Genomic DNA, 22,678 nt, shown 5'->3' on the forward strand with positions numbered 1-22,678 from the left:
TTATGAATCACTGAAAAGCTGATTTGGAAATCCTCAGGAAATGTATTCTCAAATGACGACACGCCCTAGAAATCCGAGTCGGACATTGGTCGCCTGGTAACTGGTTGACTGCGCCCGATAGCGCTTGGCGGCTTCGGGTGAAAACTCACCCTCATGCTTCTTGAGCTCGATAACGAACGCCGGACCACCCAGACTGATGTAGAGATCTGTTCGCCCGGTCGCGATACCTCGTACCTCGGACAGCACCTCCGCGCCTACAAGGTTGCCCTTCAGGAAGTCGCGCAGATCAGACTGGAGATCGGCCTCGCTCGGATCTCGGGCGCGCAAATAGGCGCCGCGCGCGCCGAGATCGCGAATCTCGGCATTCTGCCTGTCACTGCAGAACATCAGAATTTGTTGGAGCACGGCGTCGAACGCCTCTTGGACGTCCCCTGTATATTCGGTGCTGGCGGAAAGCTGATCACGCAACGACGCCAGCACCCGTTGCAGGACAGGATTGGTTAGCACGCGGCTACGTGCGGCGTGGCAGGCGAGCCCCAACTCCAGCGATCGTGCCATGTCGGAAGGAATCTGCTCGATCAAGGCACTTTCGGGGAGAATGCGCGCGAGCAGCGGATATTGCTCATTCTCCCTTGCTTTTCCCGGTTCGGCACCCGCGTGGTAAGTCTGATCCAATCCGGCGCGAAGATTCTGAGCGATCGCCCGCTGTGCATCGGGCCATTGCCCTTCATTCAATAGATCATCGAGATGGGCCGTGAGGCCGCGTTCGCGTAGGAAAGAAGCCTCGATCCTCGGGCGCAGCACATACTGCAGACCGTCTCCGTGAGCGATGGCGCAGCTTGCGTCATAGACTGCGAGGATACGATCCATGGTCGCGGCGGCATTAACCCAACTCGGACGGGCAAGATCGTCTGCCGCGCGTTGGACCGTACGCGCAAGTTCGAACCATTCAATATCCACGTCCTGACGGGGCGCGAGCCATGGTGCCACGTGGCCGGTACGCAGCACTGCTGCACGATCTCGCGCGGCGGTCACCAGATCAGCCAGTGTCTCCTGCATCTCAGCGCCACTCCGGTTCGCCGCAAAGCCGAGCACTAGATCAATCGCCGATCTATATACGCGCGTGCGTCCGACCGATCATCATCAGCCTCGCGTGCCCGCTCGAAAAGCAGACGCGCTGTGTCCAAGCCGCCCAAGATTGCTGCCAAATCTTTGCCATCGAGCGCGCGTGCCAGATGCGCGCGGCCGAGCTCGAACGCCGCTTCTCCTTCTGCTTCCGGATTATCAAGTAACCGATGAAGCATCGTCAGCAGATCATCATCGCCCCAGGCATGGAAGGCGGCCCCGCCAATCTTCGCGACATGCCGGGCGAAGGCACCCGGCACATCGGACGCGACCTCGGCCAGTTCGAGCAGGGGCCGGTGACGGTTCACATCGCCCTCTAGCGCGAGACGAAAGAGGCCTTCGAGCGCATAGGCCGCAATCAGCGTCTCACGGTCGCTCCCGCGTTCTCGAACTCGCCGCGTGAAAATCGCGACGACTGCCTGCATCATGGCCGCACGCAGCGTCGTGCTCCTGATGAGCCGGTCGATCGCATCGCGGAAAGATTGCGGATCGCGTGCCACATCGAAGCCGCTGACCAGGAAATCATGCAGCAGCGCGCCGTCGGCGGGAGGGGCCGAACTGATCATGTCTGCGAGAACGTCCAGGAAAGGCGCTGCATGAAGCCGATCAGCATCGGCGAGGATTTCATCCACACCACCAAGATCGTCGATCGTGATCGGCTGGCTATTAGCCAGACGCGCCTCGAGAAGATCAAGCGCGCTCATGCCGAGAGGCGCCATGTTGGACGCACTACCATAGGTAATCGTTTCCCTTCGCGGACCGGCACCATTGTTCGCCGAGCTGATCCACAATAGCGCTGGCATTGGCGCTTCCGATGATGATCTGCAGTCCGTCGGTTTCATGCGCAATCGCCTGAAGCTCACTCAGTACGGCAGTCAGGTCATCCGGGCTTACTTCTTCAGCAGCAGGGGAATCTACGATCAGGAGGCCGGGATGGCGACCAAGGCCCCGTTCCTGTCCGACCCGAAGCAGAGCCACCGCAGTCGCTATCCGCAACCGCAGCCGCTCGCCCGCCGTCACCTTGCTGAAGCTGGTAGGCTCGCCACCCTTGGTAAGAAGGAGCGAGGCGTTGGTGTTAAGCTTGACCTTCTCAAGCATCTGCACGCCAAGCCGCTGCCCCAGCGCAAGAATCTCGGTATCTAGGCGCTCAAGGATGTCGCCGCGACCAGCGATATAAGCCTTTTCTGCCTCTGCATGGGCCGCGCTGACAAGCGCTACATCGGGAGAAACGGTAACCGGTGTGGCGGGAGCTTGGCGCTCCTTCAGAGCTCCCTCCAACCGCGCGACCTCGAGTTCCGCCTCGCGGCGCTGTTCGAACGTGGCGCTCGTCGCCGCGTTGGTGAGTGCCAAGCGTGCCTTCTCCAACTCGGCACTGCTAGCCCTCGATTGCTCATCAAGCGCCTTTGCATTGGCCCGTGAGCGACCAGCGGCAGTTTTTGCGGCCGCGAAGCGCTGTTCGATCGCGTCCAGCCCGTCGCTCGCGCCTTCCATCTCGTTGATCGGGATCTCCTCGGCGCAGAGTGAACAGCTTAGATCAGCGCTTTCGCGCTTCAGCCGCTCGCTTGAGACGCGCGTCTCGCAGCGTGGGCAACAAACAGGCTGCAGGCCGTTGAAGAATTGCGTAGCGACGATGTTCTCGCGCAGATCACGCACTGCTCGCTCATCTGCGGTCGCGAGACGTTCCAGTTCGGTCGCTTCGGCCTCGGCGTAGGCCAGGCGCTGAGCGAGATCGAATGCAATCGGCGAAAGGCGGGCGACCTCGCCGGCAAGTCGCTCGAGTTCAGCGGCTGTACCGATCGACTGCGCGAAACTTTCGAGTTTCTTCTTCGCCGCCTGGAGTTCGCGATCAATTCGCGCGCGCGCCGTTTCCGCATCTTTCGCCGCGGCTGTCGCAGCCTTAAACGCTTTCTCTGTTTCCTGATCAAGTTCGCGCTTGGCGGTGGCCGCCTTGCGACGGCCCTGGCACCAATTGTCGAGAATGACAGCGGCGGACTGGCGGCCCTTGCCGACGCCGGTGCCGTCGCCGATCATGAAGCCACGGCGGAAGCGGACGGCGTCTTTCGCATCGTCACGGGCAGCGGTGACGACATCGAAGGTGTCGTCGATCCTCCACGATCCGGCGAGATAGTCGGAATGCGCCTCGCCGGCATAGATCACGGTCTCAAGCTGCGCGTCGGAGAGCAGTTCGTGGACATTGGCGGGAAGCCGCGGCCGATAGCTCGGCTTCGGCGGCGCGACACTGGCCATGGCCGCCGATTGCACGAGCTGGGTCGGATGGGCCTGAGACCCGGAAATGCGGATCGCCTGAAGTCCGTATTCCTCATAGATGGCGTCGGAGAGCCGCCCCGCTTCGCCGGCCCGCCAATCGATAGTCTCATAGGCGAGCGGCAGGCCCTCGGGTTCCGCGATCAGCGCGGCCGGAGCGGATCTGGCGGCGCGGTTCAGATAGCCGCGCACGCTGCGGGGCATGGACGCCGCCACAACGGGAACTGCGACGGAAGAATCGATGGGAAGTCGTGCAGGCAGATGCTCGTCGAGCCAGCTCATGAGCGTAGCGACGTCCGGCGCAATGCCGGGTGAAGCCGGGAACGCAGTCGGATCGCCGGCAGGTAGCTTGTCGATCACGGTGAGACGCGTGTCGATGGTCGTGCCGTGCTTGGCATAGACCGAGCCGTGGATCGCGGCGGAGAAGACGATGCGGCCATGTTCCTGCAGACGGGCGAAGGCCGACGACCAAGTGGGATGGTCAGGTGCGAAGCTGGCGCCCGTGATCGTCACCAGTCGCCCACCGGGAGTAAGGCGTGCCAGCGCCGACGCGACATGGCGGAACGCAGCGTCCGCGACGCGGCCCTCGACATTCGCCATCACGGAAAATGGCGGGTTCATCAGCACGACGCTCGGCACCATCGACGGATCGAGATGGTCATCGATCTGGGCGGCATCGAAGCGGGTGACGGAAATGGCTGGAAAGAGGGAAGAAAGAAGACCAGCGCGCATATCGGCCAGCTCATTGAGCATGAGGGAGCCGCCGGCGATCTCGGCAAAGATGGCGAGCAGGCCGGTGCCGGCCGAAGGCTCCAGCACGCGGTCGGCCGGGGTGATGGCGGCGGCGGTCGCAGCGGCCAGGCCAAGGGGAATCGGCGTGGAGAATTGCTGGAAGGTCTGGGCTTCCTCGGAGCGGCGCGTATGCGTCGGGAGAAGGGTGGCGGTTTTCGCCAAAGCGGAAAGCCGTGCAGCCGGAGAACCGGCTTTGCGGAAAAGCGCCTTTCCGTATTTGCGCAGGAAGAGGACGGTTGTCGCCTCGCAGGCGTCGTAGGCCGCTTTCCAATTCCAAGCGCCACTGGAATCGGACGCACCGAAGGTCGCTTCCATGGCTGAGCGCAGGACGGTGGCATCGACGCGCTCGCCGCGTTCGAGATGGCCGAGGAGGTGATGGGAGGCCGCGATGATGGCAGGCGCATGGGCAATGGGCGCGTCCGAAGCGGCCACGGGCAACGTGATGTTCATGAGAGAAACCTCAGGAGAGCAGCAACGGGAGAGCCCGGTCAGCGCTCTCTCTTGACCGCCCGGGCTCAACCCGTCCCGGCAGGCCTCTCACTCTCAAAGCATAGGTATAGCCTACATGAAAAAAGCGCCCGGCTGGAAAGCCGGGCGCTGGAGAGGAATTAGCCGAAGCGATGGCCAACATTGCATCCAGGCTCACAAAGAGCGCTGTCGACACCGCAATCCCGCAGGAGCGCCATTACGAACTCCTGGATACGACGATACCGGGGTTCATTGTCAAGGTCAGGCGGCGGTCACGGGCGCCAATTCAGATGAGAAGGATACGACCGAGTCCGAGCGCCGCCGCCAACGCGAACTGAGCCGCGTGCAGCTGATCGCAAAAGTGGCGCCGATCGAGAACGAGTTCAAGATGGGCCTGCCGGCCCAAATGATACGGCACCACCGCGCGATTACTCGGCGCAACAGCTTTCACTCACCGCTGACTATCCGGCCCGCGGTTAAGCAGCGGGCGGATCGACCGGGAAAACGAGCAGCGTCGAGGTTGCGGACGCGCAGAGCCGTCCTTCCGAGTCGATGAGCCGCGCTTCGGAGAAGGCAACGCGCCGGCCGAGCGAGACCAGCTTTCCCTCGGCCCTAACCGGCCCGCTCTTCTCGCTCAAGGCGCGGTGATAAGCCACTTTCAGTTCGAGCGTCGTGTAGCCCTGGCCCGCCGGAAGGCTCGAATGCACGGCGCAGCCGCAGGCGCTGTCGAGCAGCGTCGCCGCGTAGCCGCCATGCACCGATCCGATCGGATTGAAGACCTTGCGAGACGGTGATCCTTCGAACACCACGCGTCCGCGCTCCATCTCGACAAGAGCAAACTCCAGCGTCTCGCCGATCGGCGGCTGGATATTGGCCTGCATGAGAGCGGCCAACTGGTCATGACCGTCGAGGCCATCGTTGCTTTCGAGGATGTTCATGCCGCGCGCCTTCTCTGCGGGGGCGGGTTGGGCGTCTTTGTTTCGTCGATCCATGCCCGGGTCTCGGACAAGAGTTCGTCTGACAACGCGGGGTTATCAATCGACCGGGCGAGGATGAGCGCGCCGACCATCGCCGACCAACTGCCGATGGCCGCCCGGCGGCGCTTGGCGGGATCCTCGCCGGGCATGATCTCTGCGAGGGTGCCGATCTGTGAGGCGAGGACCTGCGCCATGGATGCCCGTGCCTCTGGTGCCTGTTGCCGCATGAAGCCCGCGAGGGCGGCCATCGGGCAGCCCAGATCCGGATGGTCACGATGGGGCTCTGAAAGATAGGTGTCGATCCAGGCGTTGATATCCTCGGTCGCTGATTGACTGCCGACGGCATGGGCGATGGTCTGGGCGACCAGATCGTCCTTTGATCGGAAATGCCCGTAGAAGCCGCCATGGGTCATCCCTGCGGCCTGCATGACTTCGGCGACGCTCACCGCATCAAATCCCTTCTCGCGGAACAGGCGTCCTGCCTCGGTCAGGATGCGGCTGCGGTTCTGCGCCTTCTGCTCCTGGCTCACCTTCATTTCCGTTGGTCTCCGTGCGGCATTGACATTTTGATGATGGATATCATATTTAGGTTCATTGATGATGATTGTCATGAATATAGTTTCAATGCCGCGAAAGGGCAATGCCATGACTGCCAGACCATCCGTCCTCATCACCGGCGCCTCCACCGGCATCGGCGCGGCCTATGCCGAGCGCTTCGCGCGCCGCGGCCATGACCTTGTGCTGGTCGCCCGCAACACAGCGCGCCTCGAATCCCTGTCGAATCGCCTGCGAGGCGAGACCAACGTCGAGATCGACATCGTTGCGGCGGACCTTGTTGACCTGGAAGAGCGGGCAACGGTCGAGGCGCGGCTGCGCGACGACACGCGGATCGGCATCCTCATCAACAATGCCGGGACGAGTCTGGCGGGGACGTTCGTCGAGCAGTCAGCGGACGAGATCGACCGGCTCGTAGCGCTCAACACGACCGCCCTCGTGCGGCTCGCGCACGCCATAGCGCCGCGCCTTACGTCAGCAGGCGAAGGCGCGATCGTGAACATCGGTTCTGCGGTCGGCCTGGCGCCGGAATACGGCATGCCGGTCTATGGTGCGACCAAGGCCTTCGTCCTGCATCTCTCCCAGGCGCTCAGCCTCCAACTCGGACCCCAGGGCGTCTATGTCCAGGCTGTACTTCCAGCGGCGACCCGCACCGAAATCTGGGGCCACGCCGGTGTCGACGTCGACACGCTGCCGGCCGTGATGGAAGTGGACGATCTGGTGGACGCGGCGCTGGCAGGCTTCGACCGGCGCGAGGCCGTCACCATCCCGCCACTGCACGATGTCGGACAGTGGGAGGTCTTCGAAGCCGCCCGACAATCGATGATCTCCGGCTTCGGACAGTCCCGGCCGGCCGCTCGTTACCTGGCGGATGCCTAGAAGCGCTCGAGATCACGACCGAATTCAGATCATCAGAACGAGAGACAGCGACAATGACCGATACAGACCTGTTCAGCCCCTACGAGCTTGGTGGCCTCACGCTGGCAAACCGCATCGTCATGGCGCCGCTGACGCGCAACCGCGCCGGCGCGGGCCTCGTGCCAAGCGAGCTCGCCACAGAATATTACGCCCAGCGCGCGAGCGCCGGGCTCATCATCACCGAGGCGACACAGGTCTCTCAGCAGGCCCAAGGCTACCAGAATACGCCCGGCATCTACACGCCCGGACAGGTGACGGGTTGGCGCAAGGTCACCGACGCGGTTCATGCCAAGGGCGGTCGCATCTTCGTCCAGCTCTGGCATGTCGGCCGCGTCAGCCATGTCGACCTTCATGGCGGCGAAGCCCCGGTCGCGCCCTCGGCGATCCGCGCCGAGACCAAGACGTTCGTGAACAACGGTTTCGCCGATGTGTCGCAACCGCGTGCGCTGGAACTGGAGGAGATACCGAGCATCATCGAGGATTTCCGCAAGGCCGCCGCCAATGCGATCGAGGCCGGTTTCGACGGCGTCGAGGTGCACGGCGCGAACGGCTATCTGCTCGACCAGTTCCTGCGCGAGACCGCCAACGTCCGCACCGACGCCTATGGCGGTTCGATCGAGAACCGCGCCCGGCTGCTGGTCGAAGTGACAGCCGCCGTGGCGAACGAGATCGGCGCGCAGAGCACGGGTGTCCGCCTTTCGCCGGTGTCGCCGGCCAGCGGCATCGTGCCGGCGAGTGATGAGCAGCCGCAATTCAACCACGTCGTCGAAGCGCTCGACGGTCTCGGCATCGCCTATATCCACGTCGTCGAGGGCGCGACAGGCGGCCCGCGCGATGCAAGGCCGTTCGATTTCGACGCGCTGCGACAGCGCTTCCGCAACGCCTACATCGCCAACAACGGCTACGACCTCGAACTGGCCAAGTCCCGCCTCGCCGAGGACAAGGCCGACCTGTTCGCCTTCGGCCACCACTTCATCGCCAATCCCGATCTGGTCGAACGGCTGAAAACCGGCACCCCACTAGCCCAGATGAACCCGGCCACGATCTATGGCGGCGGCGCCGAGGGCTACACCGATTATCCGGCCGCCATCGTCACAGCTCCCGCCTGATCCGGAGGAGCAGCATCATGAAGGCCTTCATCCTCGACCGCTATGGCAAGAAACAGGCGCTCCGTCTCGGCGAGATGCCCGAACCCGTGCCCGGTCCCGACGACGTGCTGGTCGAGGTCGAGGCGGCAGGCCTCAATCCGCTCGACCCCAAGATCAGAAACGGCGACTTCAGGCCGGTCCTTCCGTACAAGCCGCCGCTCGTCCTTGGCCATGAGCTTGCCGGCACGGTCGTCGCGATCGGCGCGAGGGTACGGCGCTTCAAGCCGGGTGACGCGGTCTATGCTCGTCCGCGCGACGGGCGGATCGGCACCTTTGCCGAGCGGATCGCCGTCAACGAAGCCGATCTCGCGCCAAAGCCTGCCAATCTGTCGATGGCGGAAGCGGCGTCGATCCCGCTGGTCGGGCTGACCGCCTGGCAGGTTCTGGTGGAGCGCGCGCAGATCAAGCCGGGACAGAAGGTGCTGATCCATGCCGGGTCAGGCGGTGTCGGCACTTTCGCCATCCAGCTCGCCAAGCATCTCGGCGCCACGGTCGCGACGACGGCGAGTGCTGCCAACGTCGCGATGCTGAAGGAACTGGGGGCGGATGTCGTCATCGACTATCGCAGCCAAAGGTTCGAACAAGAGCTGTCGGGCTACGACGTCGTCCTCAACAGCCTCGACGCCGGCACCCTGGAAAAATCGCTGAAGGTCCTGAAGCCCGGCGGCAAGCTGATCTCCATCTCCGGCCCACCCGATCCAGCCTTCGCACAGGCCCAGGGTTTGAATGCGGTGCTTCGGCTCGTGTTGCGCGTGATGAGCGCGGGTATCCGGCGCAAGGCGAAGCGTGCAGGTGTCGACTATTCGTTCCTGTTCATGCGCGCCGACGGCGAGCAACTCGATCGGATCGCGAAGCTGATCGAGGACGGCACGATCCGCCCGGTGGTCGATCGCGTCTTCCCCTTCGAAAAGCTGAACGAGGCCTTCGCCTATATCGAGACAGGTCGCGCCAAGGGGAAGGTCGTCGTCACGCTGAAGTGACGCGATATCCGGAAACAAGGATACCGCCATGGCCAATATCCGCAGCGCAGACTGGAAGACGACACCTACTCACCACGTCGAGGGAGCCAGCACGCGCTTCGCCTATCGCCGCCTCGGGCCTGACGCCGGCGTGCCGGTCGTGCTGCTCAATCACTGGGGTGCGAACCTCGACAATTTCGATCCCCCGATCGTCGAGGGTCTGGCAGCGGATCGACCGGTCTATGCGCTCGACTATCGCGGCATCGGAACGTCCGGCGGTACGGCGCCGCTCAGCGTGGCTGAGATGGCGAGCGACACTATCGCCACAATCCGCGCGGCGGCTTTGGCGGCCGTCATTCATCGTCACCGACCCGGACAATGAGCTTCCCGAAGTTTTGGCCGTCGAGCAGGCCGATGAAGGCTGACGGGGCGTTGTCGAGGCCGTCGACAATGTCTTCCCGGTAGCGAACCTCACCCGATGCGATCCAGGCGGAGACGTCGCGCAGGAAATCCGGATACTGGGAGACGAACTCGCGCTGGATAAAGCCCCGCAGAAGGAGGCTCTTGCTCAGGATCGCGCGCATCAGCCCCGGCAGGCGGTCGGGGCCGGGAAAGCTGTCTCCGGCATGGTTGTACTGAGCGATCAGGCCGCAGACCGGAATGCGGGCGAAGTCTTTGAGGAGCGGAAAGACGCCATCCCAGACCCTTCCGCCGACATTCTCGAAATAGACGTCGATGCCGTCGGGACAGGCTGACGCGAGTTCCGTGGCGAAGTCCGCAGAGCGATGATCGACCACGGCGTCGAAGCCGAGTTCGTCGCGCACGAAGGCGCATTTATCGGGCCCGCCGGCAATGCCGACGGCCCGCGCCCCCTTGATCCGGGCGATCTGCCCGACGAGCGAGCCGACCGGACCGCTCGCTGCCGCGACGACGACGGTTTCGCCGGACTTTGGCTGCCCGATCGTCAGGAGCCCCGAGTAGGCGGTGAAGCCCGGCATGCCGAGGACGCCAAGTGCGGTGGTGACGGGCGCCTGCGACGGGTCGAGTTTTCGCAATCCGCTGCCGTCGGAGACCGAGAAACTCTGCCACCCGGAATAGGAGAGGACGATATCGCCGGGGGCAAAGTCGGGATGGCGGGACTGAAGCACCTGCGCGACCGTGCCGCCCTCCATTACATCTCCGATTTCGACCGGTCTGGCGTAGCACTTCGCGGCGCTCATGCGGCCGCGCATATACGGGTCAAGCGAGAGAAAGAGGGTTTTCAGCAGGACTTCGCCTTCGGCCGGATCAGGCGCCGGCTGGTCCTCGAAGCGGAAGTTCTCAAGCGTGGGCGCGCCCTCCGGCCGGGAAGCCAGGAGCACCCGGCGATTGAGATAGGGTGATGTCGTCATGTGGTCTAACTCCCTTATGCGCCGGGCAAAGGCGGGCTCAGCACCGGTCCCTGGCGAATTGTATCGGCTCGGCGGCCTACCAGCGAGGTGCTGCGTCCGCCAACTGAAGCTCCCCCCTGCCGAATGAAAAGTTCTCGTTCGGGATCGGGATGAGCGTGACGAAGATATCGTCCGGCGAAATGCCGACGGCTTCGACGACCAGCCGGTTGATGGCGGCCGTCAGCTTGCGCTTGTCGTCCAGGGGACGATGCGCGCCAATCATGACGGTGACGATCATCGCATTGGTCGGATCGCGCTCCATGCCGAAGAAGGTCGGGTGGATGAACAGTTCGTCGGGGCCGTGCTCGCTCAGGACGACGAAGCGGTCGTCCTCCGGGATTCCGAGGCCCTGCACGAGGGACTGGTTGAGCGCGTCGGCAAGGGCGCGCTTCTGGTCGCTGGAATAGCGGCCGGCGGGGATATGGGCGTTGAAAACGGGCATGGCTGGGTCCTTTCGCTGCGGAATCAGAGCGCTTCGAGCGCGAGCGCGATGCCCTGTCCGCCGCCGATGCACAGCGTGACGATGCCCTTCGACAGCCCGTCACGCTTCATGGAGTAAAGGAGACGCGTGGTCAGGATCGCGCCGGTCGCGCCGATGGGGTGCCCATGGGCGACGGCGCCGCCTTCGACATTGACGATGTCCTCGGGTATCCTGAGTTCCTTGATGATCGCGAGCGGCACGGCCGCGAAGGCCTCGTTGATCTCGATCCGCTCGATGTCACCGAGCGTCCAGCCGGCGCGGTCGAGCGCCTTGCGCACGGCGGGAACGGGTCCGAGGCCGAAGAAGCCCGGCTCGACGGCGGCGACACCGAAGCCCGCCAGGCGCGCGATCGGCTCGATGCCCTTGGTCTCGGCAAAGCCGCGCTCGGCGACGATCATCGCGGCGGCGGCGCTGTTCAGGCCGGGCGCGTTACCGGCGGTGATCGTCCCGTCCTTGCGGAAGGCCGGCTTCAGCCTGGCGAGCGTCTCTGCCGTCGTATCGGGGCGCGGCGCTTCGTCGGTGTCGAAGATCTCGGTACCTTGCGGCCCTTGATCTCGAACGGCACAATCTCATCCGAGAATCTTCCGGCATCCCTGGCCGCGCCGAAGCGCTGCTGGGAGCGCGCCGCGAAAGCGTCCTGCGCCTCGCGCGTGATCTGAAGCTGTGTGACAAGGTCTTCGGTGTGCCAGCCGGAATGCTCGCCGGAAAAGGCGTCGTTGAGCCCGTCCGTCAGCATGCTGTCGAGGATCTGGGCGGGCCCCATGCGGTAGCCCCAGCGCCCGCCGTCCATGAGATAGGGCGCGCGGTCCATGTTCTCCATGCCGCCGGAGATGGCGGCCTGGCTCGTGCCGGCGGCGATCTCCAGCGCGGCGCTCAGGATCGCCTGAGCGCCGGAGCCACAGACGCGGTTGACGGTCAGCGCCGGCACGGACACTGGCAGGCCGCCGCCGAGCGCCGCCTGTCTTGCCGGATTCATCCGGTTGCCGGCCTGGATGACGTTGCCCATGACCACCGTGCCGATGTCGTCGCCTAAGAGCCCGGCCCGGCGAAGGGTCTCCCGCACGGCGACCGCGCCGAGCTCCGTGGCGGGCACGCCCTTCAGAGTGCCGTTGTAGGCGCCGATCGCGGTGCGAACCGGATGGGCGAGGATGATGTCGGTGGTGCTCATGGGGTTTCTCCCGATTGGAGTGGAATTCGTGTCTGTCAGGCCACCGGAGCTCGGACACCTTGCGCGCCGGTCGGCACGGGCGTCCTTTTCGACGCGGCCGGGTCGAGGCTGCTGACGGCATCGAGGCGGTCGATCTGCTCGTCCGAGAGCGCGACGGCGAGAGCGCCGAGATTGCTGGCAAGCTGCGCCACGGAGCGCGGTCCGATCATCGGGACCGCGCCGTGGCTGCCGGCCCAGGCAATCGCGATCTGGTCGGCGCTGACCCCGTGCTCTCCGGCGATCGCCAGAACCGTGTCCAGGATTTTCGTGCGCTGCTCGGAGTTCTCCGGCTGGAAAACCTTGCCGCCGAAGCCTTCGGCGCGACCCTTTTCGCCTTGCCGATATTTCCCGGTCAGCATGCCGCCGCCGAGCGGTGACCAGGTGACGATTCCGAGGCCCAGCGCCTGCGAGGCAGGGAACAGGTCCGTTTCGGGCTCGCGATGGACGAGGCTGTGCTCGAATTGTGCCGCAGCGATCGGCACCGCATGGGTCAGTTCCGCGAGCGTGACCGCGCGCGCCAGCCTCCACGCCGGGAAGTTGGAGAGGCCCGCATAGAGGATCTTGCCGGCACGCGCGAGATCCTCGAACCCGCGGACGATCTCCTCGGCAGGCGTCACATTGTCCGGCCAGTGAACCCAGTAGATGTCGATCCGATCCGTCTTGAGCCTCTTCAGGCTGGCGTCGACGCAAGCCGCCATCGCCTTGCGGCTGTTTCCGGTGACCAGTCGGCCGGCGTTCGGCGCATCGCCTCTGGTGAACTTCGTAGCCAGCACGAAGTCCTCGCGCCAGCCCTGAAGCAGGTCGCCCAGGATCTCTTCCGACTGGCCGAATTGATAGACATCCGCCGTGTCGATGAAGTTGCCGCCGGCCTCGGCATAGGCGTTAAAGATCGCCCTGCTCGTGTCGGGGTCGGCGCCGTGCCCCCAACCGGTCCCGAAGTTGCCCGTTCCGAGCGCGATCCGCGAGATCTGAAGGCCCGTGGTTCCGAAGGTCGTGTAATCCATGGAGATGCCTTTTCGTTTCTGGAGGTCAGGCGAACTGCGTTTCGGCGCCACTTCGTGAGCGGCGGATCGCGAAGACCCCCAGCGCGGCGATGAGGCAGAGGAGCCCAGCGATATAGAATGCCGGCAGGTAGGTGGCGTAGACGTCGCGGGTCAGGCCGGTGCCATAAGCCGCGACCGCAGAACCGATTTGATGGCCGAAGAAAATCCAGCCGAAGACGATGGTGGCGCTGGGCCCGAACCTTTCGGCCGTCAGCTTGACGGTGGGCGGAACGGTCGCCAGCCAGTCCAGACCGTAAAAGACGGTGAACAGGGTGAGTTCGTAGAGCCCGAAATCGGTGAAGGGCAGATAGAGCAGCGAGAGCCCGCGCAGGCCATAGTACCAAAACAGCAGCCAGCGGCTGTCGAAGCGGTCTGACAACCAGCCCGAAGCAATCGTGCCGATGAAGTTGAACGCGCCGATGGCCGCCAGCAGTCCCGCAGCCGTCACCGCAGCGATCCCGAAGTCACCACAGATGGAGACGAGATGGGTTTGCACCAAGCCTGTCGTCGTGGCACCGCAAATGAAAAAGGTGCCGAACAGTATCCAGAAGGTCCCGGTCCGGGATGCCTCCCCGAGCACGCGGATCGGCGCAATCAAGGTGTCAACCCAAGACGCGTTGTGCGAGGTTTCGGCCTGCATCTCGGTAGCGCCATAGGGCAGAAGACCGACATCCACCGGCCGGTCCCGCATCAGAAGCAGCACGAGGAGCGTTGCAACCGCCAGCATGGCGAGAAGGAGCCCCAGGGCGAGTCGCCATCCCCAGGCTTCGGACAGCGCGGCGAAGGCCGGCAGGAACAGCACCTGGCCGGTTGCGACGCTGGCGCTCAGCAGGCCGACTACCAGCCCACGGCGGGCTACGAACCAGCGGGTAGCGACTGTCGCGCCGAGTACCATGGCGGTGAAACCGGTGCCCAGGCCCACCACGACACCCCAAAGCAGGAACAATTCCCAGAGTCTGGTCATGGCGAAGGAGCCAACGACGCCTGCAGCGATAAGAATAAGCGCGAAGACGCAGACACGCTTGACGCCAAAGCGATTAAGGAACGCGGCAGCAAAAGGCCCGACTGCGCCGAACAGCAAGAAGCGTACCGCGAAGGCAGCCGAGATGTCCGCGACAGTCCAGCCATACTCCCTCTGCAAGGGGCCTATCAGAACACCCGGCGCACCGACCGCGCTCGCCGCCACCATCATCGTCAGGAAGGTCACGGCGACGACGACCCACCCGTAATGGACCCCGCGCGCGGCAAGACGGTCCGGCAGGGGAGATGATTGCGAGGATTGCGGCGTTGGACCTGTCACGAACGTCTCCAGACACGGGCATATGCCCGTTTATGGGCAAAAAAAATCAGACGGAACGAAGTATCTCTTGCAAGGCGGTCACCTTCACGGGGCCGAGCTGGGTCTCGATCTTGCGTTGGCAGTCCTCCCAGAGCGGACCGGCCTTCTCGAGAATTTCGACTCCACAGGCTGTGAGCTTCACGGCGGCCTCCCGGTGATCATCCTCTCCGCGGTCCATCGCCGCCAAGCTGAGACGCTCCAAGACCCGAACATTGCGCCCGAGCGTCGAGCGATCCAGCTCGACGCTCCGGGCCAGCTCCGTCAAGCTCACGGGCTGGCGACGCTGGATGGTTCGCAGCAGGGAGAACTGGGCGATGTTAATGCCAAGCGGCGCGAGCGCCCGATCGTAGACCGAGCCTATCCTTCGGGTCGCTGAGCGCAGCATGGAGCAGTAACAGCGTGACATGATACATGTATATACCCTCATTCGATGAATGTCGACCCGCCGACCGGCCCATGACAACGGTCGGCCATTCACTCTCCGCCGTCATAGGGCATCGGTGTTGCTTACCGGCGCCGGCGCGACACCGATCGGATCGCCTTAATCTCGTCCCTCACGGCCAAACCGGCCGCACTTTTCCTCTCATCGTCGTTATATGATGGCCATGGCTTGCGCGAGAAAAGCGCCCCGCCGTTCAGCAGCGGGACGCTCCGTGTCAATCAGTCAATGGCCTGGAATATCTCGGACGCCTCCGGATGGCCGGTCGAATAGGTGTAGAGCCGGCCGTAACCACGCGCGAGAAGGTCGGACTCGTATCGGAAGGAGAGATGCGAGAAGGTGAACAGGGTGGCTATGATGCCGGCTGTCTCCGCCGAAACCTCCCCGCGATATTCCGTGATCTCGCCCTCGATCCTGAAGCGCGGGCGCGAGGTTGGAGCGAGGAACAGCGGCTGGCCCTCGTGCTCATAAAAATTCCAGAGGCCTCCGCCATAGTCGCGCGGGCTGAGCTGCTGCATGAATGTGTAGACCGCGTTCTCGGCAACAATCAGGAGCGGCAGTCTATTTCCGAACAGCGTCGGCAAAAACCTCTCGCGTCGGTCTTGCGGAGCAAGGGTTGCACGTTGCGGTGTGGTTGCTTGTGTCGTCATGGGGCTTATTCTCCGGAGAGCAAACGGGAAAGATCCGGAAAGCGCTCTCTCGCCCGTCCGGACCCATCCCGGTCCGCGGCCCTCTTCCTCTTAGATACGCAAAGCCCGCCTGTGATTTCGCGCTCGAGCGTGATCCTGCCGGTTTTTACTTCTCGCCTTTTGGCATGAAGCCGGTCGGATCGTTGGGATCTGGCGGCAAGTAAGCCTCGTAGGGGTTTCCAGGCGCGAGATGGCCGAAGCGCGTGAACATATAGTCGGTGCCATCGTGTCCCACCGCGCACAAGACGTAGCGCGCCTGGCCGGTGACGGCATCGAGACACTCCATGAGGGCGAGATTGCCGTCATGTGCGGCACGCAGGAGCGTGTTGAAGTTCCGGCGGGCATGTTCGGGTATGGCCATTGGTCCTCTCCTGAAACGAGAAAGCCCGGCGCGGAGCCGGGCTGGGAATGAAAGAGATGAAAGGCAGCGGGGCGACCGGAGTCACCCCGCTGATGTGACCTACTCGGCGGCGACCAGATGCTCCGGTTCCTGGCCGATGGGGTCATCGTCCGAGCTTTCCTCGTCACCATCTGTAGTGAGGAATTCAGGCAGCGGATCATCGTCGCTTTCGGCATCCACCTTCCCTTCGGCGGCTTGGCCGGCATCCAGATCGGCAAGGCGCAGCGGCTCGGGCAGCCAGCCGCTATCCGCCAGAAGGCGCTCGGCCTCCTTCGCCATGTCACCCTTCTTCAGATGGTCGATAAGCTCGGCCGCCCGTTCGCCAGCGCCTTCGCGCACCGCTTCCAAGATGCGTGGCTTGGTCACGCGGCCGAGATAGTTGGTGACCGTCGGGCGCCAACCTGCTTCGGCCATGTCCAGTCCGACGGCCCGCGACAGGCGATCGGCCTCGAACAAGCGCTGCTCGACACCATGGGCCGAGATCCTGCCGCCGCCATAGCGATCCGCCCGTTCGTAGAGAGAGTTGACGCCGAAGGATGCGCAATGGGCGAACAGTTCAGCCTGTTCGGCACCGTTTAGTCCGACAAGCGCATCCCAGAGATTTGCGACCTTCGTCGGGAGACGGCGCTTCCATGCGTCGTGGCGTGCTTCGATCGACGTCGCATAGATGCTATCGCGAAGACCATCCGGTTGAACCTGAAAGTAGGTGCCGCGGACCGCCACTTCCATCGCAAAGCCATACTGGCTGCCACCGTAGAACACATCCTGGCAGAACTTGTGCAGAACGGCGAGGAAGGCGACACCGGGATCGTTGGCGAGCTTGTCGCGCAGAGCCAGCGTCCGCTCGGCCGTGAGTTCCATGATTAGACGATCGGGGAGCGGCTTGACGTTATCATCCTCGTCTTCCTCCGACTCAACGGACTGCCCGCCGACGGTGATGACGGCGCGCTGGACAGTCGCCGCTGTTGGATGGACATTGGTGACGCCCACGTTCGCAGACTCCCCGCCATTGGGCTCCACCTGAGGCTCGTCCTCGGGCCGGACATAACCGCGATCGAAGACAAGTTCGCCATTCCGACCGATACTGACGAAGACGCCAGCGATGGCAATCTCGGCAGGATCGTAGATCATGGGCTGCTTCTCGAAGGCTTCGAGCGCCATCTCGATCTCGCCGAGACGCTGATCGATTTTATCGGGCAGCTCGTCAGCGCCTTCATATTCCGTCTCGAGCCGATCATATTCCTCGCGCAGCACATCGCGAGCGGCGCGGTCCTCATCTGTCAGATCGGCGGAGGTGCCGACGATGGCGCGAAGGCCATGATCATGGCCATAGGGAAGATTGGTATCGACAACAATCCACTTCCATCCCTCGGTGGCGATCTCGTCGGCGGCGGCCTTCAGCTTCTCGGTGACCAGCCGGTCGAGAAGCGGCACATCCTCCAGCCAGCCGTCCCCGTCTTCATCGAAGAGGTAGCGCGGCAGCAACGAGCCACCCGCCTCCATATAGGCATCGATGCCGACGAAGAGCGCGCGCTTGTCGGAGGCAGGAACGCTGGTTTCGGTCAGCATCTGACGGATGCGCCAGGGCTCTCGGTAGTATGACTGTTTGACGGCATCCCAGACCTGCTCCTGGCGGCCATGATCCGGGTGGGCGGTGAAGGCTTCCAGCGTCGTCAGCGTCATGCCGTTCTGGGCATAGACCTCGTGCAGCACCGGGGAGACCTTGGCGAGCGCGAGGCGCTGCTCGACATAGCGCTGGGTGGTGAAATATGCGCTGGCGACCTCTTCGGTGGTCATACCGCCCTCGACCATGCGCTTGAACGCCTTGAACTGGTCGAGCGGATGGAGCGCGAGCCGGAAGGTGTTCTCAGCGAGCGAGTCATCGACGGCCGAGGTCTTTGCATCGGCCTTCTTGACGATACAGGGGACAAGTCCTTCTTCGGGGAAGCGGCCGGTCTTGACCAACCGCGCGATCGATCTGTAGCGGCGTCCGCCCGCAGGTGTCTCGAAATCGCCGGTCTCGTTGCCGTCGGCATCGAGGACGGCGCGGACATTGAGCCCCTGCACGAGATCCTCGCGGCGCTCGATGTCAGAGGTGAGCTCGTCGAGGCCGGCCTCGACGTCGGTTTCGCGAACATTGCTGTCCGACAGCCTGATCCGATTGAACGGAATATCGCGCGCCCGTGAGAAGACGATCATCGGAACGGCGGGCTTCTTCTTGGCAGCTTTGGCCATGGTGGTTTCTCCGCGACGGGCGCCGAGAGCCTCTCTCTCGACCCTAACCCGTCACGAAAACCCGTCCTTCCTCTTCCTCTACGGGCACCGCTGCCAAACCGGATAGGCAGCCCAAAGCCGGAAAGACGTAAGTCCGTATCTCCGGCTTTGCATAGGCGGTCCGATGGCTTCGCGGGCGCATCATGCCGCCCTCCTGTCGACTATAGTTTCGGTCCTGCCGTTGGACTGCTCCTCGTCGGCCAAGAAGGACAGCAGCCAGTCGGCCGCCTTGCTGGCCTGACTGGCGGCACGGACGATAGCGCGGGAATCCTCGCGCATGACCTCAAGCCAACTGCCGATATAATCGGCGTGGCGAACGGTCGGCACGATGCCGAGAGCCGCGCAACTGAAGGCTGAAATTTGTTCGGCGATCATCTCTTCGAAGGCATATTTCTTGGAGCCGAACGAGCCGGTGAGATCGCGGTTCAACCGGCTGTGATGTCCACTGGCGTGACCAAGTTCGTGCAGCGCCGTGCGGTGCCAGTTGATGGGCTCGAAATACGCCTGAGGGGGCGGGACCATCACATAATCCTGGGATGGGACGTAGAAGGCGCGGTCGCCACCTATACGGAAGTCGATGCCGGTCGCCTTGATGAGGGCTTCTACCTTCGGTTCGATCAGGCGTGGCGGCGGCGCGACGGTGGCGATATCGTCCGGCAGACCCTCGCACTGCGCCGTATTAAACACGGTGAATCGCTTCAGGAAGGGGATTGCCCGTGCTTCCTCGCCGATTTCGCGGGCGCGCTTCTTCTCGTCGTCGGGAATGAAGCGGTCGGCATAGACGACGGTGGTACCGCGCTCGCCCTTCATCACATTGCCGCCAAGCGACAGGGCCTGGCGAAACGTCAACCAGCTCTGGCCGGGAAAGCCATGCTGTATGACGGCTCCCCAGAGAAGGAGGATGTTGATGCCGCTGTAGGTGCGGGAGGTAGCGGCGTTTTTCGGCAGGCCGAGCGGCGCCTTCGCGGCAGACGTGCCCCAGGGCTGAACCCATGGAACACGCCCTTCCTCCAGCTCTGCGATGATCTTGTTGGTGATTTCGTCATAGAGGTTCACCCGGTCTGTGCCGGCGCGAACGCTTCGATTATGTCTGGACATCGCGGTTCTCCGCGACGGGCGCCGGAAGCCTCTCCTCCGACCCTCAACCCGTCACGGCAAACCCGTCCGCACTCTTACTCTGCTTGGGGCGTTGCGGGGCAGGCTGTGCTAAAACCGACCAATCGTGCGAACGCAGCGAATGATTCAACGTGCTCTATGGCATATGGCTTTGGCTGCTTCCGCCCACTTATCGTTGTTCGATCGACCAGCGCGTGATCCTGAAACTGGCCGTTCAGGCTGTCCCCGCATCCCGCTTCTCCATGTCCGATTGGCACTTTCGGGAAATTCAATCGGGAACAAGTGTTGGGAAAGCCCTTTCGGCCCTGATCGGAATGCTCTCGGCACCGGCCCTGTTTTGCCGCTGCGAGTTCCCAATCAGGAAGGCAGGGGTGTTCCACGTGGCATACCCTATGCCCAAGCCACCCGGCCAAAGGCGTCCGCGGCTGACTCGTTTCAGGTCGCTCTAGCTGAGGTCCCGCCGATGCGGGCCGACTGTCTCCGCCTTAACTGGAAGCGGGCGCTCTCAGGCCCCCGCGCGGTTCCTGCTTGAGCTGGTCACCACGGACCTTGCTCTGGAACTCGAATACCCAGCCGGGATATTCCGCGGGCAGCTTGCTGACCTCATCGAGTGTTTTCAGTTCGGCGTCGGTCAGCGCCACCTTGGTCGCGGCGATGTTGTCATCGAGTTGCTCTGGCTTCTTGGCGCCGATGATTACGCTGGTGACGGCCTTCTGGTGGAGCAGCCAGGCGAGTGCGATCTGGGCGATCGAGACGCCCTTGGCTTCCGCGATCGGCTTCATCGCGTCGATGACGTTGTAGCCGCGTTCCTCATTGACCGGCGGGAAATCGAAGGTGGCGCGGCGGTTGTCGCCTTCCTTAGCGCCGTCGCGGCTATATTTGCCTGACAGAAAACCGCCCGCCAGCGGACTCCACACCATCAGGCCGATGCCTTCGGATTCCATCATCGGCGCCAGTTCACGCTCCAGATCGCGTCCGGCGATCGTATAATGTGCCTGAAGCGAAGCGAAGCGGGCCAGGTTGAACTGGTTGGAAATACCGACCGCCTTTGCGATCTGCCAAGCGGCCCAATTGGAGACGCCGATATAGCGGACCTTGCCCTGTTGGACGACCGTTTCGAGCGCGCGCAGCGTCTCCTCCATCGGCGTGATCTGGTCGAAGCCGTGGATCTGGTAAAGATCGATATGGTCGACCTGAAGGCGCTTGAGGCTGCCCTCCAGGGCGTAGAGCATGTGCGAGCGGGACGTGCCACGCGCATTCGGGCCGTCGCCCGTAGGCCCGAAGAATTTGGTGGCGACGATCACATCCTCCCGTGCGATGCCGACGTTGCGCAACGCTTGGCCCGTGATCTGTTCGGAAAGACCTTTTGAATAGACGTCGGACGTATCGATGAAGTTGATGCCGGCATCGATCGCGGTCTTGACCAGACCGTCAGCTTCTTTCTGCTGTAGACCGCCCATGCTGCTGTAGATACCGCTCCCGCCGCCGAAGGTCATGGTGCCGAGGCAGAGTTCGGAAACGAACAGGCCGGTGCGGCCGAGGATGTTATAGCGCATGGGGCTCTCCTGAGTGAAACGAAACGGGCAGGCGTATCCCTTTTATGGCACCTGCCCCCGGCTTCTTCGCGCCCGATTGTCGCAGATTTTTGCCTGATCCGATCACTGACCGTTTTAACCCGGCGGAATCTTGCCCGGACGCTCAATGAAATCTATATAGATTTCATGCACGAAACTCTCGCCGATCTGGCATACCGCCACGCCACTCAATTGGAAGGAGCGTCGATCCCGCGAGTTAGCCTCCATGCCGCGCAGAAGGAGAGCTGGCCGGTTGGGGTTCTATATCAGCCGATGCTTGGCATCGTCTTGCGAGGCACCAAGCGAGTGGTCATTGGAGACCGCACGCTGCGCTACGATAGCAATCATTTTTTCATCGCTTCGATTGACGTGCCGGCATCGCGCGTCACGATCGAGGATTTGCCCGAGGCGCCCTACGTCGCAGTACGGCTTGCGATCGACCAGGATATCCTTTCGGATCTGGTTGTTGACATAGCTGGCAAAGCCGAGGGAGATACCATAGCTTTTGCGGTGGGCGCTATGACGCCTGAATTGCTCGATGCCTGGTCACGGATGTTGCGGTTGTTCGATGCGCCAGACGAAATCGACACGCTGGCGCCATTGATCGAGCGCGAGATTCTTTTTCGCCTTTTGCAAGGCCCGCAAGGAGCGCTGCTTCGCCAGGCAGCCCGAGCCGGTAGCCGGATTTCACAGGTTCGGGATGCTATCGCCCATTTGCGCACGAACTTGGATCGCGTTGTCAGAATTGAAGAGCTGGTGGAAATTGCCGGGATGAGTGTGGCAACATTTCATCGCCATTTCCGAGCTGCCACTGCCATGAGCCCACTGCAATATCAGAAGACTCTCCGCCTGCAGGAAGCGAGGCGGCTACTGCTCGCCGACACCGACGCGACAAGCGCAGCATTTGCAGTCGGATATGAAAGCGCGTCGCAGTTCAGTCGGGAGTACACGCGGATGTTCGGCACACCACCTGCGCGCGATGCTGGAAGGCTACGGGCTAGCAGGGATTAATGTGGCCGCACATCAGGCGTGCGGCCGGTCAATCCTGTCGCTGACGATCTAACCGAGTTTCCCGACACATTATCGTTTTCGGGAAAGACGGCGACGCATGGTGACGGCAGCTATCGCCACCTGCTTCTTCGAAAGCCGCCCGTCCTACAACGAGTGGGCCAACTTCGGGAAAAGGATTTCGAGCCCGTGATAGCGGCATTCAAAGAACTGCTGAATTGTTTGCGGTGCGAGGATTGTCAATCATGGCTGTACGTGTCGCCGCGAGGGGGGCCGCCCGATTCACTGCGTTGCCAATGCAGCGCAGTGAATCTGAATCTCAAGGCGAAACCGAAGTGACCTTGGTCTCCTGCGGGGCATCGTCGTTCGATTTCGTTATTCAGCTCTTCTTGGCTAAAACTCCCAGCTAGAGCGCGTCCACTTTACTCGGGGTCATATCCGCAGGATTTGAAGTAGTTGGCACATTCCTGC

Annotated in this window: 20 protein-coding genes and 1 pseudogene; 5 read left to right on the forward strand and 16 right to left on the reverse strand. The window is 63.0% G+C overall.

The features are described from left to right. Nucleotides 1-48 precede the first annotated feature (48 nt). From IEX53_RS22085 to IEX53_RS22105, 5 genes are all read right to left on the reverse strand, one after another. Nucleotides 49-1,059 carry a hypothetical protein gene (locus IEX53_RS22085; protein ID WP_188826339.1) on the reverse strand — a complete coding sequence of 337 codons (1,011 nt, stop codon included), beginning with the start codon at nucleotides 1,057-1,059 and terminating at the stop codon, nucleotides 49-51. Between the two features lie 35 nt (nucleotides 1,060-1,094). Next, entirely contained in the window at nucleotides 1,095-1,829 is a 735-nt protein-coding gene (locus IEX53_RS22090) for a hypothetical protein (RefSeq protein ID WP_188826340.1), read from the reverse strand. Between the two features lie 25 nt (nucleotides 1,830-1,854). Further along, nucleotides 1,855-4,632, reverse strand: coding sequence for a strawberry notch-like NTP hydrolase domain-containing protein (locus tag IEX53_RS24205; protein WP_188826341.1), 2,778 nt, complete (start codon nucleotides 4,630-4,632; stop codon nucleotides 1,855-1,857). 494 nt (nucleotides 4,633-5,126) lie between these two features. After that, nucleotides 5,127-5,588 (reverse strand): PaaI family thioesterase, encoded by a 462-nt coding sequence (locus IEX53_RS22100; protein ID WP_188826342.1) that lies wholly within the window; start codon nucleotides 5,586-5,588, stop codon nucleotides 5,127-5,129. After that, nucleotides 5,585-6,163: a TetR/AcrR family transcriptional regulator gene (locus tag IEX53_RS22105; RefSeq protein ID WP_188826343.1), complete on the reverse strand. Its 579-nt coding sequence runs from the start codon at nucleotides 6,161-6,163 to the stop codon at nucleotides 5,585-5,587. The genes IEX53_RS22100 and IEX53_RS22105 overlap by 4 nt, the downstream gene beginning before the upstream one ends. A gap of 109 nt (nucleotides 6,164-6,272) precedes the next feature. On the opposite strand from IEX53_RS22105, the gene IEX53_RS22110 reads away from it, so the two are divergent. From IEX53_RS22110 to IEX53_RS22125, 4 genes are read left to right on the forward strand one after another with little or no spacing between them, the layout of a single operon-like run. Further along, nucleotides 6,273-7,061, forward strand: a complete 789-nt coding sequence (locus IEX53_RS22110; RefSeq protein WP_188826356.1) for an SDR family NAD(P)-dependent oxidoreductase — start codon at nucleotides 6,273-6,275, stop codon at nucleotides 7,059-7,061. Nucleotides 7,062-7,114: 53 nt separating this feature from the next. Continuing rightward, a complete protein-coding gene (locus tag IEX53_RS22115) occupies nucleotides 7,115-8,209 on the forward strand; it encodes an alkene reductase (protein ID WP_188826344.1) in 1,095 nt (364 codons plus the stop codon). Between the two features lie 17 nt (nucleotides 8,210-8,226). Beyond that, on the forward strand, nucleotides 8,227-9,228 hold the full coding sequence (locus IEX53_RS22120) for an NADP-dependent oxidoreductase (RefSeq protein WP_188826345.1): 1,002 nt from the start codon (nucleotides 8,227-8,229) through the stop codon (nucleotides 9,226-9,228). 28 nt (nucleotides 9,229-9,256) lie between these two features. Continuing rightward, on the forward strand, nucleotides 9,257-9,589 hold the full coding sequence (locus tag IEX53_RS22125) for an alpha/beta fold hydrolase (protein ID WP_373288710.1): 333 nt from the start codon (nucleotides 9,257-9,259) through the stop codon (nucleotides 9,587-9,589). Here the strand turns inward: IEX53_RS22125 and curA are convergent. The 11 genes and pseudogenes from curA to IEX53_RS22180 form a co-directional block, all read right to left on the reverse strand. Further along, nucleotides 9,561-10,598 (reverse strand): NADPH-dependent curcumin/dihydrocurcumin reductase, encoded by a 1,038-nt coding sequence (curA, locus tag IEX53_RS22130; protein ID WP_188826346.1) that lies wholly within the window; start codon nucleotides 10,596-10,598, stop codon nucleotides 9,561-9,563. The genes IEX53_RS22125 and curA overlap by 29 nt on opposite strands. Nucleotides 10,599-10,674: 76 nt before the next feature. Next, complete coding sequence (locus IEX53_RS22135; RefSeq protein ID WP_188826347.1) at nucleotides 10,675-11,079, reverse strand: tautomerase family protein; 405 nt, start codon at nucleotides 11,077-11,079, stop codon at nucleotides 10,675-10,677. Between the two features lie 23 nt (nucleotides 11,080-11,102). Next, nucleotides 11,103-12,286: pseudogene (locus tag IEX53_RS22140) on the reverse strand (thiolase family protein). Between the two features lie 35 nt (nucleotides 12,287-12,321). Then, the gene (locus tag IEX53_RS22145) at nucleotides 12,322-13,329 is read right to left on the reverse strand and encodes an aldo/keto reductase (protein WP_188826348.1); all 1,008 of its coding nucleotides are present in this window, start codon (nucleotides 13,327-13,329) and stop codon (nucleotides 12,322-12,324) included. 25 nt (nucleotides 13,330-13,354) lie between these two features. After that, entirely contained in the window at nucleotides 13,355-14,668 is a 1,314-nt protein-coding gene (locus IEX53_RS22150) for an MFS transporter (protein ID WP_236016325.1), read from the reverse strand. 46 nt (nucleotides 14,669-14,714) lie between these two features. Further along, nucleotides 14,715-15,092: a MarR family winged helix-turn-helix transcriptional regulator gene (locus tag IEX53_RS22155; RefSeq protein ID WP_373288711.1), complete on the reverse strand. Its 378-nt coding sequence runs from the start codon at nucleotides 15,090-15,092 to the stop codon at nucleotides 14,715-14,717. Between the two features lie 275 nt (nucleotides 15,093-15,367). After that, on the reverse strand, nucleotides 15,368-15,796 hold the full coding sequence (locus tag IEX53_RS22160) for an antirestriction protein (RefSeq protein WP_188826350.1): 429 nt from the start codon (nucleotides 15,794-15,796) through the stop codon (nucleotides 15,368-15,370). A 145-nt stretch (nucleotides 15,797-15,941) separates the two neighbouring features. Continuing rightward, nucleotides 15,942-16,196, reverse strand: a complete 255-nt coding sequence (locus tag IEX53_RS22165; RefSeq protein ID WP_188826351.1) for a DUF6117 family protein — start codon at nucleotides 16,194-16,196, stop codon at nucleotides 15,942-15,944. Nucleotides 16,197-16,295: 99 nt separating this feature from the next. Continuing rightward, on the reverse strand, nucleotides 16,296-18,470 hold the full coding sequence (locus IEX53_RS22170; RefSeq protein ID WP_188826352.1) for a ParB/RepB/Spo0J family partition protein: 2,175 nt from the start codon (nucleotides 18,468-18,470) through the stop codon (nucleotides 16,296-16,298). A gap of 180 nt (nucleotides 18,471-18,650) precedes the next feature. Further along, entirely contained in the window at nucleotides 18,651-19,607 is a 957-nt protein-coding gene (locus IEX53_RS22175; RefSeq protein ID WP_188826353.1) for an ArdC family protein, read from the reverse strand. A 503-nt stretch (nucleotides 19,608-20,110) separates the two neighbouring features. After that, a complete protein-coding gene (locus IEX53_RS22180) occupies nucleotides 20,111-21,181 on the reverse strand; it encodes an aldo/keto reductase (RefSeq protein ID WP_188826354.1) in 1,071 nt (356 codons plus the stop codon). Between the two features lie 165 nt (nucleotides 21,182-21,346). Here IEX53_RS22180 and IEX53_RS22185 point away from each other — a divergent pair, with 165 nt between their 5' ends. Beyond that, nucleotides 21,347-22,210 carry an AraC family transcriptional regulator gene (locus tag IEX53_RS22185; protein ID WP_188826355.1) on the forward strand — a complete coding sequence of 288 codons (864 nt, stop codon included), beginning with the start codon at nucleotides 21,347-21,349 and terminating at the stop codon, nucleotides 22,208-22,210. Nucleotides 22,211-22,678 lie beyond the last annotated feature (468 nt).

The organism is Paramesorhizobium endophyticum, from assembly GCF_014640615.1.
GTDB lineage: Bacteria > Pseudomonadota > Alphaproteobacteria > Rhizobiales > Rhizobiaceae > Paramesorhizobium > Paramesorhizobium endophyticum.